Source organism: Aeromonas sp. 84A (assembly GCF_051919345.1).
In the GTDB taxonomy this organism is placed as follows: Bacteria; Pseudomonadota; Gammaproteobacteria; order Enterobacterales; family Aeromonadaceae; genus Aeromonas; species Aeromonas veronii.
Map to the genome: position 1 here is coordinate 2,264,272 of NZ_JBQBEW010000001.1, position 17,331 is coordinate 2,281,602.

Genomic DNA, 17,331 nt, shown 5'->3' on the forward strand with positions numbered 1-17,331 from the left:
ATGACGCTCTATCGACAGTTATTAGCCACCATGCTGCTGCTGTTTGGATTGTTATTTGCGGCCACATACTGGGTGCAATTCAATTCAACCCGCACTTATCTGGCGCAGCAACAGGAAACAACGGTCATCAATACGGCAACCTCACTGGGGCTTGCGCTCACCCCCTATCTGGAAAACGGTGACAAGGTCGGTGCCGAGTCGGTGATCCAGGCTATTTTTGATGGCGGCTATTATCGACTGGTTCGCCTTGACTTGCTTGCATCAAAGGATGTCATCGAGCAGGAAAATACCAACAATATTCAGGGGGTGCCGCAGTGGTTTGTGAATTTGGGTCTGTTTCCTGAGGTATCCAACGAGTCAATTCTGACGTCTGGCTGGTTGCAGCTTGGAAAATTAAAAGTAGTGGGTCACCCTGGCCAGGCTTATTACGAGTTGTGGCGGGGGATGAGCGAGCTGGCGAGCTGGTTTCTGGTCGGCTTTTTGATCACCACAATTTTGTTGATGAGAGCACTCAACTACTTGCTCAAGCCACTCAAACAGATCTGTGATCAAGCCGTCGAGATCGAGCTGCACCATTTCGGTCATACGATCCCGGAGCCTAAAACCCATGAATTGAAGCAGGTCGTTCAGGCGATCAACACCCTCTCAAGCAAGTTGGCGTTGCAATTTAAAGAGCAAGCCGATGAGGCCGAGAAATTGCGCGAGCGGGTTTATGTCGATGCCGTGTCGGGGCTTGGCAACCGAGCCTATTTTGTGGGTCAGGTAAACGCATGGATCGCGGAGGCTGGCCAAGGTGGCGTCATGCTGGTTGCGGTCGACATGCTGGATGATATCTATCGCGATGAAGGCTTTGCTGCCCGCGACAACATGGTCAAATCGATAGCTCAGGCTTTGAAAGAGCAATTAAAAGGGTGGGATGGCGCAGCATTGGCACGGATCTCCGCGACGGAATATGCGCTACTCTGTCCAACTGACGATCTGACTCAGCTAAAAGAGCTGGCTGAAGTGATTAATAGCCGCATTGCCGATCTGGTGGTGAATCCAATGGGCGAAGGGGATGCGCTCTCCGTCATCGGTATTGCCGGTCGTGATGGCAATGATGATCTCTCTGCCTTGTTGACCAAAGCCGATAATGCGCTTGGCAAGGCGCGCAATGAGCGCCGTGGTGCTGTGGTGATGGAAGGGGGTACCGAGCAAGGTTTGATGGGGCGTTTGGCCTGGCGAGATCTGGTACAAGATGCTATTTCACGACAACTTTGGCGCTTTAAAGCACAACCAGCTTGCCGGTTTGATAATGGAGCAAGGTTGCATGCCGAGCTGTTTGCTTCTATCTCTCGCGATGGCACAGATTATTTTGCCGGTCAGTTCTTGCCCGCGATTGAACAGTTCAAATTGGGTGGCGAGTTTGACCAGGCGGTGCTTGATGCTTGCGTTCCATTACTGCAAAAACAGTCTGATCTGGTACTGGCGATCAACATCACTGCTGGCTCGCTCTGCTCGGATGAATTTTTAACCTGGCTGACGCGCTATCTGACCGAGCATGCAGAGCTCAAAGAGCGGTTGTTATTTGAAATACCTGAAGCTGCCATCATGAAACATAAAGACAACGTGGCTGCGTTGGTTGGCACCTTGCAAGCTCATGGCTTCCAGTGGGGGGTTGACCACTATGGTCGTCACTTCCAGTCTCTGGGCTATCTGGAGGAGCTGTCGCCGGCTTATGTCAAGGTCGATCACGGTTATACCAGTCAGGTCATGGAGCCGGGGGCTGACACCTCATTCCTGGCAGCAGTGTGTCGCGCCGCACACAATGCCGGTGTGACCACCATTGCGACCCGTGTCGAGGATCAACATCAAGTGGAACTGCTTTCCAAGTTGCATATCGATGGTTACCAGGGATTTGTTCATCCTGCCTTCCCATTGTCTTGAACTAAATGCTGGAAATGGCCCCGATAGGGGCCTTTTTTATACCAGTCACTTCTCTTTTCGCCATTTTTCTATAACCAACTCAAGGTCGGCCTTGAATGGAGCTGTGTCTAGGGTTCTGATTTTTATTAAGAAATTCCAACTCTTCGATTTTTTTCCGTCCATTTGTTGAATTCCTCTCGAACGTACGCTTTTTTGCAACGGAACAGCGCGCTATCTCCTTCTACGGTGTAGACATCAAGATCTGTCACCTTGGAGCAATGGATATGCGTACCCAAATCATCGACAAGTCCGTGGTTGTCTCAGCTATAGAAGGCAATGTGGAGATTGTGCTGGCTGATGGAAGCAGCCGCCCTCTGCAAAAAGGGGAAATTCTCCAACCCGGAGCAAAATTGGCCATAGCTGATGACGCCAAGCTGGCTCTTTCCCCTTATGACGATACTCCAGCATCGGATGTTCCGGCCGGTTCCGAGTCCGCTGAACCTGCTCAACCGCAAGTGGCGGCCAGCCAGGAAGGCGCACCTTCAGATATTGCCGCATTGCAAGAATCGATTCTGCAGGGTGTTGACCCGACTCAAAACTTTGAGGCTTCTGCTGCTGGTGGGGCTCCAGCGGCCGGTGGTGGTGGCGGTATTGGTGGGGTTGCGGGGGCCAGTGGTAATGGTGGTTTCGTCACAATTGATCGAACTGGCGATGCCACGATAGCGGCTGCAGGGTTTGATACTACCTACGATACGGCCGCTGTCATCAATGAAAATCAGGCCGAAGATTTGATACTTGAAAATCAGCTTGATGATTTGGGCGAAACCGCCGTAACCCTGGAAGACACTCAGGTCAGTGGGAATTTGCTCGACAATAGTACCAATCCAGATGGACCCGCTGATGCCTCTATCGTTTCATATGACTGGGGTATCAATATCGGAGTCCCTGCCGGTGTTGCTGCCACCATTACCGGAGTGGGCACACTGATCATCAATCCGGATGGGAGCTATACCTTTACTCCGGCTCCTAACTATGATGGCGCAGTTCCCCCGGTGAGCTATCAGGTAACTGATGGCCAGGACACAGTGACTTCAACACTCGTTATCTCCATTACTCCGGTAGATGAGGAGGTAAGTCTTGATGGGCTTACTCAGGAAGGGGGAGAGGTGTTGGTCAGTGATGCCAACTTGGCCGACGGTTCGGCACCTAACGCTGCCGCGTTAACTCAACCTGGGGTGTTTACCTTCAATGCCCCGGATGGGGTTCAGCTACTGAGTGTGGGGGGACTTCAGCTGATCAGTAATGGCGCAGTCGTGACCTTGCCGCAGTCGGTTGATACCCCTTTGGGTAACACATTGCAAATTACGGCCATCACCTACGATCCGGTTACGGGTAATGGCACAGTGACTTACAGCTATACCCTTCTTGATAACGAATCTCATCAACAACCAGCCAACGACACTCAGTTGGGTGAAAATCTCCTAGTGACACTGACGGACGACGATGGCGATACGACCAGCGCAACGCTGGATATCGTTATTCAGGATGATGTGCCTACCCAAAGTGTGGGCGTAGCTGAAGAGGCCAATGTTGGCGGACTATCAGTCAGTCTGGACGAGACGGTTGGCGAAGGGGATACCTACAATGGAAGCGATGTGGATGATGGCTACGTCAGTGACGATGTGACTAATGCATTGGCCCAAGCCACAACGGGGATTGAAGGCGGTTTGCTGTCACTGTTTACCAGCAGTGGCAGCTACGGTGCTGATGGTGCAGGTAGCATCACCGGCAGTTTTAGCTTTGTCGGAATTGGCGAGGCGGGGGTTGCCACCAACCTGTCGGCCACCAAAGGTGGTGCGATTACCCTCAATGCAGTGAGCGCGACCGAGCTGCAAGGGGTTGATGGCAATGGTGTCGTGGTGTTCAGCATCAAGATTGTGGTGGTAGATGGGGTATCTCAACTGCAGACCACCCAGTTTGAAGCTTTGTCTCATGACAACACCGGCCTGTTTGATGAATCACTGCTACTGCTGCTCAGTGGGCAGAACAGCTTGGGACTGCAATACAGCGTGACCCGGGTGGACGGTGATGGCGATAGTGTAACCGACAGTGCCACCGTCAGTCTGGTGTCTGGTGAGCGGTCGGTGTTCAGCTTTGACGATGATGGCCCGACCCTGAGCGTCAGTGCCGAGGCTTCGAGAGAGGAGCTGGCAGCCCTGCAGGTCAATGTGGATGAAACCGAAGGCGATGAGCGACTGGCCGACGGTGAGATTGATTCGGACGGCAATACAGATGGCGATGCGCCCGGTCTGGGACAGGTGACGACCGGTCTGATTGCCGAGCAAGGCGGGCTGCTGAGCCTGTTCAGTGCCTTGGCCAGTTACGGCTCAGATGGTGCCGGGCAGACTACCGGCAGCCTGAGCTTTGTCGGCTTCCCGGAGAGCGGCGAGCTGGCAACCACGCTCGAGGCCATTGATGGTGGTTCGATCACCCTTGTCAAAGCGAGCGAAACATTGCTGCGGGGCGTGGATGAGGACGGCCAAGGGGTCTTCACCATCGAGATCGTCAACCTGGGAACGCAGGCGGATCCTAACTATCAGCTGCAGACGACCCTGTATGAGCCGCTCCGGCATGGTGACGATAGCCTGCACGACGAAGCGGTGCAGTTGCTCCTTGCTGAGGATGGCGCAGTGCAGCTGCAATACAGTGTCACGGTCGAAGATGCCGATGGCGACAGCATCACCCGCTCGGCGATGGTGGATCTGATCAGCCGCAGCTCGGTCGACGAAGAGGAAGTCAGCGAGAGCAGTGTGTTCAGCTTCGACGACGATGGTCCGCTGGTCAGCAGCTTTAGCCTGAAGGCGGGCGTGAAACTGATCGTAGACGAGTCGGTGGGCATTACCGGTTCGACCAAGGACGAGGCTGGGCAGGCGAGCAACAACGACGAGTCTGGTCGTCCGGCTGGTGTGATTGGCTACAAGACCATCACCGGTGCGAGCCTGTTCAATCTGGCGGTGGATGCCGGTAGTGACGGTCAGGATACGAGCAAAACGCAGTACGAGCTGACGCTGAGTGCCGCGAATGTGGATTCGGGCCTGGATGCCACGGCGGGTGGCGACATCCTGCTATCGAAGGAAGCAGGCACTGGCGACATCTTGGGCAAGGTCGGCGACACAGTGGTCTTCCGTCTGCATATGGATGCAGACGATGGTGATCTGACCCTGACGCAGTACTTTGCCATCGAACACACCGACAGCAACAACCACGACTTCCTGGCCCAGATCAGCGCGGGTCTGGTAGGCGCCAAGGTGACGGTGTATGACAACGACAATGACTCAGCCAGTTCCAGCACTCTGGACCTGGGCCCGGTGCTGGGTTTCGAAGACGATGGCCCGCTGGTCAGTAGTTTCAGCCTGAAGGAGGGCGTGAAACTGGTTGTGGACGAGTCGGTGGGTACCACTGGTTCGACCAAGGACGAGTCCGGTCAGGCGAGCAACAACGACGAGTCTGGTCGTCCGGCTGGTGTGATTGGCTACAAGACCATCACCGGTGCGAGCCTGTTCAATCTGGCGGTGGATGCCGGTAGTGACGGTCAGGATACGAGCAAAACGCAGTACGAGCTGACGCTGAGTGCCGCGAATGTGGATTCGGGCCTGGATGCCACGGCGGGTGGCGACATCCTGCTGTCGAAGGAAGCAGGCACTGGCGACATCTTGGGCAAGGTCGGCGACACAGTGGTCTTCCGTCTGCATATGGATGCAGACGATGGTGATCTGACCCTGACGCAGTACTTTGCCATCGAACACACCGACAGCAACAACCACGACTTCCTGGCCCAGATCAGCGCGGGTCTGGTAGGCGCCAAGGTGACGGTGTATGACAACGACAATGACTCAGCCAGTTCCAGCACTCTGGACCTGGGCCCGGTGCTGGGCTTCGAAGACGATGGCCCGCTGGTCAGTAGTTTCAGCCTGAAGGAGGGCGTGAAACTGGTTGTGGACGAGTCGGTGGGTACCACTGGTTCGACCAAGGACGAGTCCGGTCAGGCGAGCAACAACGACGAGTCTGGTCGTCCGGCTGGTGTGATTGGCTACAAGACCATCACCGGTGCGAGCCTGTTCAATCTGGCGGTGGATGCCGGTAGTGACGGTCAGGATACGAGCAAAACGCAGTACGAGCTGACGCTGAGTGCCGCGAATGTGGATTCGGGCCTGGATGCCACGGCGGGTGGCGACATCCTGCTGTCGAAGGAAGCAGGCACTGGCGACATCTTGGGCAAGGTCGGCGACACAGTGGTCTTCCGTCTGCATATGGATGCAGACGATGGTGATCTGACCCTGACGCAGTACTTTGCCATCGAACACACCGACAGCAACAACCACGACTTCCTGGCCCAGATCAGCGCGGGTCTGGTAGGCGCCAAGGTGACGGTGTATGACAACGACAATGACTCAGCCAGTTCCAGCACTCTGGACCTGGGCCCGGTGCTGGGCTTCGAAGACGATGGCCCGCTGGTCAGTAGTTTCAGCCTGAAGGAGGGCGTGAAACTGGTTGTGGACGAGTCGGTGGGTACCACTGGTTCGACCAAGGACGAGTCCGGTCAGGCGAGCAACAACGACGAGTCTGGTCGTCCGGCTGGTGTGATTGGCTACAAGACCATCACCGGTGCGAGCCTGTTCAATCTGGCGGTGGATGCCGGTAGTGACGGTCAGGATACGAGCAAAACGCAGTACGAGCTGACGCTGAGTGCCGCGAATGTGGATTCGGGCCTGGATGCCACGGCGGGTGGCGACATCCTGCTGTCGAAGGAAGCAGGCACTGGCGACATCTTGGGCAAGGTCGGCGACACAGTGGTCTTCCGTCTGCATATGGATGCAGACGATGGTGATCTGACCCTGACGCAGTACTTTGCCATCGAACACACCGACAGCAACAACCACGACTTCCTGGCCCAGATCAGCGCGGGTCTGGTAGGCGCCAAGGTGACGGTGTATGACAACGACAATGACTCAGCCAGTTCCAGCACTCTGGACCTGGGCCCGGTGCTGGGCTTCGAAGACGATGGCCCGCTGGTCAGTAGTTTCAGCCTGAAGGAGGGCGTGAAACTGGTTGTGGACGAGTCGGTGGGTACCACTGGTTCGACCAAGGACGAGTCCGGTCAGGCGAGCAACAACGACGAGTCTGGTCGTCCGGCTGGTGTGATTGGCTACAAGACCATCACCGGTGCGAGCCTGTTCAATCTGGCGGTGGATGCCGGTAGTGACGGTCAGGATACGAGCAAAACGCAGTACGAGCTGACGCTGAGTGCCGCGAATGTGGATTCGGGCCTGGATGCCACGGCGGGTGGCGACATCCTGCTGTCGAAGGAAGCAGGCACTGGCGACATCTTGGGCAAGGTCGGCGACACAGTGGTCTTCCGTCTGCATATGGATGCAGACGATGGTGATCTGACCCTGACGCAGTACTTTGCCATCGAACACACCGACAGCAACAACCACGACTTCCTGGCCCAGATCAGCGCGGGTCTGGTAGGCGCCAAGGTGACGGTGTATGACAACGACAATGACTCAGCCAGTTCCAGCACTCTGGACCTGGGCCCGGTGCTGGGCTTCGAAGACGATGGCCCGCTGGTCAGTAGTTTCAGCCTGAAGGAGGGCGTGAAACTGGTTGTGGACGAGTCGGTGGGTACCACTGGTTCGACCAAGGACGAGTCCGGTCAGGCGAGCAACAACGACGAGTCTGGTCGTCCGGCTGGTGTGATTGGCTACAAGACCATCACCGGTGCGAGCCTGTTCAATCTGGCGGTGGATGCCGGTAGTGACGGTCAGGATACGAGCAAAACGCAGTACGAGCTGACGCTGAGTGCCGCGAATGTGGATTCGGGCCTGGATGCCACGGCGGGTGGCGACATCCTGCTGTCGAAGGAAGCAGGCACTGGCGACATCTTGGGCAAGGTCGGCGACACAGTGGTCTTCCGTCTGCATATGGATGCAGACGATGGTGATCTGACCCTGACGCAGTACTTTGCCATCGAACACACCGACAGCAACAACCACGACTTCCTGGCCCAGATCAGCGCGGGTCTGGTAGGCGCCAAGGTGACGGTGTATGACAACGACAATGACTCAGCCAGTTCCAGCACTCTGGACCTGGGCCCGGTGCTGGGCTTTGAAGACGACGGTCCGCTGGTCAGTAGTTTCAGCCTGAAGGAGGGCGTGAAACTGGTTGTGGACGAGTCGGTGGGTACCACTGGTTCGACCAAGGACGAGTCCGGTCAGGCGAGCAACAACGACGAGTCTGGTCGTCCGGCTGGTGTGATTGGCTACAAGACCATCACCGGTGCGAGCCTGTTCAATCTGGCGGTGGATGCCGGTAGTGACGGTCAGGATACGAGCAAAACGCAGTACGAGCTGACGCTGAGTGCCGCGAATGTGGATTCGGGCCTGGATGCCACGGCGGGTGGCGACATCCTGCTGTCGAAGGAAGCAGGCACTGGCGACATCTTGGGCAAGGTCGGCGACACAGTGGTCTTCCGTCTGCATATGGATGCAGACGATGGTGATCTGACCCTGACGCAGTACTTTGCCATCGAACACACCGACAGCAACAACCACGACTTCCTGGCCCAGATCAGCGCGGGTCTGGTAGGCGCCAAGGTGACGGTGTATGACAACGACAATGACTCAGCCAGTTCCAGCACTCTGGACCTGGGCCCGGTGCTGGGTTTCGAAGACGATGGCCCGCTGGTCAGTAGTTTCAGCCTGAAGGAGGGCGTGAAACTGGTTGTGGACGAGTCGGTGGGTACCACTGGTTCGACCAAGGACGAGTCCGGTCAGGCGAGCAACAACGACGAGTCTGGTCGTCCGGCTGGTGTGATTGGCTACAAGACCATCACCGGTGCGAGCCTGTTCAATCTGGCGGTGGATGCCGGTAGTGACGGTCAGGATACGAGCAAAACGCAGTACGAGCTGACGCTGAGTGCCGCGAATGTGGATTCGGGCCTGGATGCCACGGCGGGTGGCGACATCCTGCTGTCGAAGGAAGCAGGCACTGGCGACATCTTGGGCAAGGTCGGCGACACAGTGGTCTTCCGTCTGCATATGGATGCAGACGATGGTGATCTGACCCTGACGCAGTACTTTGCCATCGAACACACCGACAGCAACAACCACGACTTCCTGGCCCAGATCAGCGCGGGTCTGGTAGGCGCCAAGGTGACGGTGTATGACAACGACAATGACTCAGCCAGTTCCAGCACTCTGGACCTGGGCCCGGTGCTGGGCTTCGAAGACGATGGCCCGCTGGTCAGTAGTTTCAGCCTGAAGGAGGGCGTGAAACTGGTTGTGGACGAGTCGGTGGGTACCACTGGTTCGACCAAGGACGAGTCCGGTCAGGCGAGCAACAACGACGAGTCTGGTCGTCCGGCTGGTGTGATTGGCTACAAGACCATCACCGGTGCGAGCCTGTTCAATCTGGCGGTGGATGCCGGTAGTGACGGTCAGGATACGAGCAAAACGCAGTACGAGCTGACGCTGAGTGCCGCGAATGTGGATTCGGGCCTGGATGCCACGGCGGGTGGCGACATCCTGCTGTCGAAGGAAGCAGGCACTGGCGACATCTTGGGCAAGGTCGGCGACACAGTGGTCTTCCGTCTGCATATGGATGCAGACGATGGTGATCTGACCCTGACGCAGTACTTTGCCATCGAACACACCGACAGCAACAACCACGACTTCCTGGCCCAGATCAGCGCGGGTCTGGTAGGCGCCAAGGTGACGGTGTATGACAACGACAATGACTCAGCCAGTTCCAGCACTCTGGACCTGGGCCCGGTGCTGGGCTTCGAAGACGATGGCCCGCTGGTCAGTAGTTTCAGCCTGAAGGAGGGCGTGAAACTGGTTGTGGACGAGTCGGTGGGTACCACTGGTTCGACCAAGGACGAGTCCGGTCAGGCGAGCAACAACGACGAGTCTGGTCGTCCGGCTGGTGTGATTGGCTACAAGACCATCACCGGTGCGAGCCTGTTCAATCTGGCGGTGGATGCCGGTAGTGACGGTCAGGATACGAGCAAAACGCAGTACGAGCTGACGCTGAGTGCCGCGAATGTGGATTCGGGCCTGGATGCCACGGCGGGTGGCGACATCCTGCTGTCGAAGGAAGCAGGCACTGGCGACATCTTGGGCAAGGTCGGCGACACAGTGGTCTTCCGTCTGCATATGGATGCAGACGATGGTGATCTGACCCTGACGCAGTACTTTGCCATCGAACACACCGACAGCAACAACCACGACTTCCTGGCCCAGATCAGCGCGGGTCTGGTAGGCGCCAAGGTGACGGTGTATGACAACGACAATGACTCAGCCAGTTCCAGCACTCTGGACCTGGGCCCGGTGCTGGGCTTTGAAGACGACGGTCCGCTGGTCAGTAGTTTCAGCCTGAAGGAGGGCGTGAAACTGGTTGTGGACGAGTCGGTGGGTACCACTGGTTCGACCAAGGACGAGTCCGGTCAGGCGAGCAACAACGACGAGTCTGGTCGTCCGGCTGGTGTGATTGGCTACAAGACCATCACCGGTGCGAGCCTGTTCAATCTGGCGGTGGATGCCGGTAGTGACGGTCAGGATACGAGCAAAACGCAGTACGAGCTGACGCTGAGTGCCGCGAATGTGGATTCGGGCCTGGATGCCACGGCGGGTGGCGACATCCTGCTGTCGAAGGAAGCAGGCACTGGCGACATCTTGGGCAAGGTCGGCGACACAGTGGTCTTCCGTCTGCATATGGATGCAGACGATGGTGATCTGACCCTGACGCAGTACTTTGCCATCGAACACACCGACAGCAACAACCACGACTTCCTGGCCCAGATCAGCGCGGGTCTGGTAGGCGCCAAGGTGACGGTGTATGACAACGACAATGACTCAGCCAGTTCCAGCACTCTGGACCTGGGCCCGGTGCTGGGCTTCGAAGACGATGGCCCGCTGGTCAGTAGTTTCAGCCTGAAGGAGGGCGTGAAACTGGTTGTGGACGAGTCGGTGGGTACCACTGGTTCGACCAAGGACGAGTCCGGTCAGGCGAGCAACAACGACGAGTCTGGTCGTCCGGCTGGTGTGATTGGCTACAAGACCATCACCGGTGCGAGCCTGTTCAATCTGGCGGTGGATGCCGGTAGTGACGGTCAGGATACGAGCAAAACGCAGTACGAGCTGACGCTGAGTGCCGCGAATGTGGATTCGGGCCTGGATGCCACGGCGGGTGGCGACATCCTGCTGTCGAAGGAAGCAGGCACTGGCGACATCTTGGGCAAGGTCGGCGACACAGTGGTCTTCCGTCTGCATATGGATGCAGACGATGGTGATCTGACCCTGACGCAGTACTTTGCCATCGAACACACCGACAGCAACAACCACGACTTCCTGGCCCAGATCAGCGCGGGTCTGGTAGGCGCCAAGGTGACGGTGTATGACAACGACAATGACTCAGCCAGTTCCAGCACTCTGGACCTGGGCCCGGTGCTGGGCTTCGAAGACGATGGCCCGCTGGTCAGTAGTTTCAGCCTGAAGGAGGGCGTGAAACTGGTTGTGGACGAGTCGGTGGGTACCACTGGTTCGACCAAGGACGAGTCCGGTCAGGCGAGCAACAACGACGAGTCTGGTCGTCCGGCTGGTGTGATTGGCTACAAGACCATCACCGGTGCGAGCCTGTTCAATCTGGCGGTGGATGCCGGTAGTGACGGTCAGGATACGAGCAAAACGCAGTACGAGCTGACGCTGAGTGCCGCGAATGTGGATTCGGGCCTGGATGCCACGGCGGGTGGCGACATCCTGCTGTCGAAGGAAGCAGGCACTGGCGACATCTTGGGCAAGGTCGGCGACACAGTGGTCTTCCGTCTGCATATGGATGCAGACGATGGTGATCTGACCCTGACGCAGTACTTTGCCATCGAACACACCGACAGCAACAACCACGACTTCCTGGCCCAGATCAGCGCGGGTCTGGTAGGCGCCAAGGTGACGGTGTATGACAACGACAATGACTCAGCCAGTTCCAGCACTCTGGACCTGGGCCCGGTGCTGGGCTTTGAAGACGACGGTCCGCTGGTCAGTAGTTTCAGCCTGAAGGAGGGCGTGAAACTGGTTGTGGACGAGTCGGTGGGTACCACTGGTTCGACCAAGGACGAGTCCGGTCAGGCGAGCAACAACGACGAGTCTGGTCGTCCGGCTGGTGTGATTGGCTACAAGACCATCACCGGTGCGAGCCTGTTCAATCTGGCGGTGGATGCCGGTAGTGACGGTCAGGATACGAGCAAAACGCAGTACGAGCTGACGCTGAGTGCCGCGAATGTGGATTCGGGCCTGGATGCCACGGCGGGTGGCGACATCCTGCTGTCGAAGGAAGCAGGCACTGGCGACATCTTGGGCAAGGTCGGCGACACAGTGGTCTTCCGTCTGCATATGGATGCAGACGATGGTGATCTGACCCTGACGCAGTACTTTGCCATCGAACACACCGACAGCAACAACCACGACTTCCTGGCCCAGATCAGCGCGGGTCTGGTAGGCGCCAAGGTGACGGTGTATGACAACGACAATGACTCAGCCAGTTCCAGCACTCTGGACCTGGGCCCGGTGCTGGGTTTCGAAGACGATGGCCCGCTGGTCAGTAGTTTCAGCCTGAAGGAGGGCGTGAAACTGGTTGTGGACGAGTCGGTGGGTACCACTGGTTCGACCAAGGACGAGTCCGGTCAGGCGAGCAACAACGACGAGTCTGGTCGTCCGGCTGGTGTGATTGGCTACAAGACCATCACCGGTGCGAGCCTGTTCAATCTGGCGGTGGATGCCGGTAGTGACGGTCAGGATACGAGCAAAACGCAGTACGAGCTGACGCTGAGTGCCGCGAATGTGGATTCGGGCCTGGATGCCACGGCGGGTGGCGACATCCTGCTGTCGAAGGAAGCAGGCACTGGCGACATCTTGGGCAAGGTCGGCGACACAGTGGTCTTCCGTCTGCATATGGATGCAGACGATGGTGATCTGACCCTGACGCAGTACTTTGCCATCGAACACACCGACAGCAACAACCACGACTTCCTGGCCCAGATCAGCGCGGGTCTGGTAGGCGCCAAGGTGACGGTGTATGACAACGACAATGACTCAGCCAGTTCCAGCACTCTGGACCTGGGCCCGGTGCTGGGCTTCGAAGACGATGGCCCGCTGGTCAGTAGTTTCAGCCTGAAGGAGGGCGTGAAACTGGTTGTGGACGAGTCGGTGGGTACCACTGGTTCGACCAAGGACGAGTCCGGTCAGGCGAGCAACAACGACGAGTCTGGTCGTCCGGCTGGTGTGATTGGCTACAAGACCATCACCGGTGCGAGCCTGTTCAATCTGGCGGTGGATGCCGGTAGTGACGGTCAGGATACGAGCAAAACGCAGTACGAGCTGACGCTGAGTGCCGCGAATGTGGATTCGGGCCTGGATGCCACGGCGGGTGGCGACATCCTGCTGTCGAAGGAAGCAGGCACTGGCGACATCTTGGGCAAGGTCGGCGACACAGTGGTCTTCCGTCTGCATATGGATGCAGACGATGGTGATCTGACCCTGACGCAGTACTTTGCCATCGAACACACCGACAGCAACAACCACGACTTCCTGGCCCAGATCAGCGCGGGTCTGGTAGGCGCCAAGGTGACGGTGTATGACAACGACAATGACTCAGCCAGTTCCAGCACTCTGGACCTGGGCCCGGTGCTGGGCTTCGAAGACGATGGCCCGCTGGTCAGTAGTTTCAGCCTGAAGGAGGGCGTGAAACTGGTTGTGGACGAGTCGGTGAGTACCACTGGTTCGACCAAGGACGAGTCCGGTCAGGCGAGCAACAACGACGAGTCTGGTCGTCCGGCTGGTGTGATTGGCTACAAGACCATCACCGGTGCGAGCCTGTTCAATCTGGCGGTGGATGCCGGTAGTGACGGTCAGGATACGAGCAAAACGCAGTACGAGCTGACGCTGAGTGCCGCGAATGTGGATTCGGGCCTGGATGCCACGGCGGGTGGCGACATCCTGCTGTCGAAGGAAGCAGGCACTGGCGACATCTTGGGCAAGGTCGGCGACACAGTGGTCTTCCGTCTGCATATGGATGCAGACGATGGTGATCTGACCCTGACGCAGTACTTTGCCATCGAACACACCGACAGCAACAACCACGACTTCCTGGCCCAGATCAGCGCGGGTCTGGTAGGCGCCAAGGTGACGGTGTATGACAACGACAATGACTCAGCCAGTTCCAGCACTCTGGACCTGGGCCCGGTGCTGGGCTTTGAAGACGACGGTCCGCTGGTCAGTAGTTTCAGCCTGAAGGAGGGCGTGAAACTGGTTGTGGACGAGTCGGTGGGTACCACTGGTTCGACCAAGGACGAGTCCGGTCAGGCGAGCAACAACGACGAGTCTGGTCGTCCGGCTGGTGTGATTGGCTACAAGACCATCACCGGTGCGAGCCTGTTCAATCTGGCGGTGGATGCCGGTAGTGACGGTCAGGATACGAGCAAAACGCAGTACGAGCTGACGCTGAGTGCCGCGAATGTGGATTCGGGCCTGGATGCCACGGCGGGTGGCGACATCCTGCTGTCGAAGGAAGCAGGCACTGGCGACATCTTGGGCAAGGTCGGCGACACAGTGGTCTTCCGTCTGCATATGGATGCAGACGATGGTGATCTGACCCTGACGCAGTACTTTGCCATCGAACACACCGACAGCAACAACCACGACTTCCTGGCCCAGATCAGCGCGGGTCTGGTAGGCGCCAAGGTGACGGTGTATGACAACGACAATGACTCAGCCAGTTCCAGCACTCTGGACCTGGGCCCGGTGCTGGGCTTTGAAGACGACGGTCCGGATATCAGCAATGTTCAGGATGCGGTCCTTGCCAACTCGGCTAGTGGCTACTTCTCAGGTGGTTCGGTTGTCGATATTGGCACTGATGGTGCCGGCTGGGCTGATCTGACGGGTAACATCAGTGGGTGGGATGGTTCAAGCACTACCTATGCTGCCAGCGCGTTGACCTCAGGTGGGGCAACGGTTTACTACTACGTCAGTGCAGCCGATCCGAGCATCCTCTATGCCTATACCAGCACGGTGCCCGGCGCCTATACCGGTGGTGCCGGTCAGTCACTGATATTCACCTTGAGCCTGAATACGTCTGGTAATTATGTCATCGACATGAATGGCAAACTGGACAACGCTACCCAAGAATACTCGGCGACATTCTCGAATATTCCTGGCGGCAATCAGGATTATCTCGTGGTCAGTAATACCGGGGGCATCTACAAACCCGGAGAGGTTGTACCGGCCGGTCAGTTCGTAATCATGTCTATCGACTCATCAATAGACTCTGTCAATTCCAGTACCCAGGGGCTGGCGACAGACAATCAGTGGGTCGACGGCAGCGAGAAGCTGTATTTCGACTTCAGTGAGCCTGCCGTCAAGGTGTCGTTTGCCATTGACGTACAAACTGGCGCTACGACCAATAGCGTTAACTGGACTGTGTATGGCACCAACGCTAACGGTGAGTTGGTCACTGAAAGTGGCAGCACGCTGTTCACTGACGGTGTGCTTCAGCAGGTGCCGACGACCCTGACGGACATCACGCGAGTTGAACTGTCTGACAACGGTGGGGCTTACGGCTACCGGGTGCAGAAGGTCACGCTGGTCGATCGTGTAGACGAGAGCCCAGTAACGAGCAGCTTTGATCTGGCCGTCGTCGATGCCGACGGGGATAGGGATTCGGCCACACTTGATGTGACCTTTGAGCCTGTGGTTGCCCCGGTTCTGATTGTGGGCACCAATGCGGATGATGTTACCGGCAGCTCGGTGCCCTATGAGGTATCGGGCGGTGCCGGGGTTATTACCGGCAAGGGTGGCAATGATGTGTTGGTCGGGGACGTGGGGGGCACGACGCAGTTGCTCGGACAAAAGGCCAATATCGCTTTTGTACTGGATAACTCCGGCAGCATGCAGACCAATACCATTCAGTTCACCAATGCAAATGGCACCACAACGACCATGACTCGTCTGGATGCCATGAAACAGGCGGTGATAAGTTCACTGAATGGTCTCTATAACTCGGGCGCTGGTGATATTCGGGTTCATTTGGATACATTTGCGACCCAGGTTAATGGTTCCGGCACCTTCACCCTGACTTCCGGCGGTGTGGATAACGCAGCTCAACTGGCGGCCGCGATAGCTTTTGTCAATGCCATCACGGTGCCGGGCTCGGATGCTGCGCAATACACCAACTATGAAGCGGGTCTGGTGGCAGCGAATACCTGGATCGAGTCTGCAGGGGTAAATGCGCCTATAGCGGCGGCGGATGTCAATAAGGTCATCTTTGTCTCCGACGGTGAGCCCAACAGGGCGCTGCAAGGCAATGGAACCAGTTCGGTAGTTTCGTTAAGCACCACAGGGGCCATGAAACATGTGCTGGGTACCTATGACGTCTCCCCCAACAGCAATGATGATACTGTCAATGAGATCAACCTGATCGAGAACGTCGGCTCATCGACGGGACAGGCCTTTACCGTCGAGGCGGTTGGCATTCAGGTTAACGAAAGTGCGCGGAGCCTGCTGAGCCAAGTCGAGGGAGCTGGTGGCAGTGCTACCAATGTGACTAATGCCAATCAATTGAGCAGTGTGATTGGTCAGCTGACCGGTGGAAGTATCAACGCTAACTCGGTAGGCAACGACCATCTGGTCGGTGGTAACGGCAATGATGTGATGTTTGGTGATAGCATTCATGCAGACAATGTGGATGGTGGTTGGTTCGAGTTTGTTACAGACAATCCGGGCAAGAGTGGTGGGCAACTGCTCAACGAACTTTACAGTCAGCATGCAGTGTATGGTAAGGAGGGGGCTGTCGGTGGCGATGATACCCTTGAAGGTGGCGACGGTAATGATGTGCTTTATGGCCAAAAAGGGAATGACATCCTGATTGGCGGTGACGGTATCGACATTCTGATTGGTGGGACCGGGTCTGACATCCTCACTGGGGGGGCTGGCAAGGACACCTTCAAGTGGGGCGCTGGAGATGCGGGTGGTACCGATGTGATCAAGGACTTCACTACCGGTACCGGTGGGGATGTACTGGATATAAGCGAGCTGCTAACTGGCGAGCATGCCAACTCTGGTTCGCTTGATGCGTACCTCAATTTCAGTAGTGATGGGCCAGGCACAAACAAATCAACATTGACTATTGATTTGGATGGTACGAATGGAGGAACCACCCACGTCATAAAATTTGACAGTATTGACTTGACGACCCTGGGTAACAGTGACTTGCAGATTATTCAGAAGTTGCTGGATGACGGTAACTTGAAGGTTGATCCGTAACCTTGTCTTGGGGCCGGGCTTGCCTGGCCCCTGTTTTTTCCTCAAGGGGATGGAT

Annotated in this window: 2 protein-coding genes; both read left to right on the forward strand. The window is 57.1% G+C overall.

What is annotated here, in order from left to right; all coding sequences use genetic code 11:
• Positions 1-1,926: an EAL domain-containing protein gene (locus ACTG20_RS10405; protein WP_005337342.1), complete on the forward strand. Its 1,926-nt coding sequence runs from the start codon at positions 1-3 to the stop codon at positions 1,924-1,926.
• 263 nt (positions 1,927-2,189) lie between these two features.
• Positions 2,190-17,276 carry a retention module-containing protein gene (locus ACTG20_RS10410; protein WP_439987625.1) on the forward strand — a complete coding sequence of 5,029 codons (15,087 nt, stop codon included), beginning with the start codon at positions 2,190-2,192 and terminating at the stop codon, positions 17,274-17,276.
• Positions 17,277-17,331 lie beyond the last annotated feature (55 nt).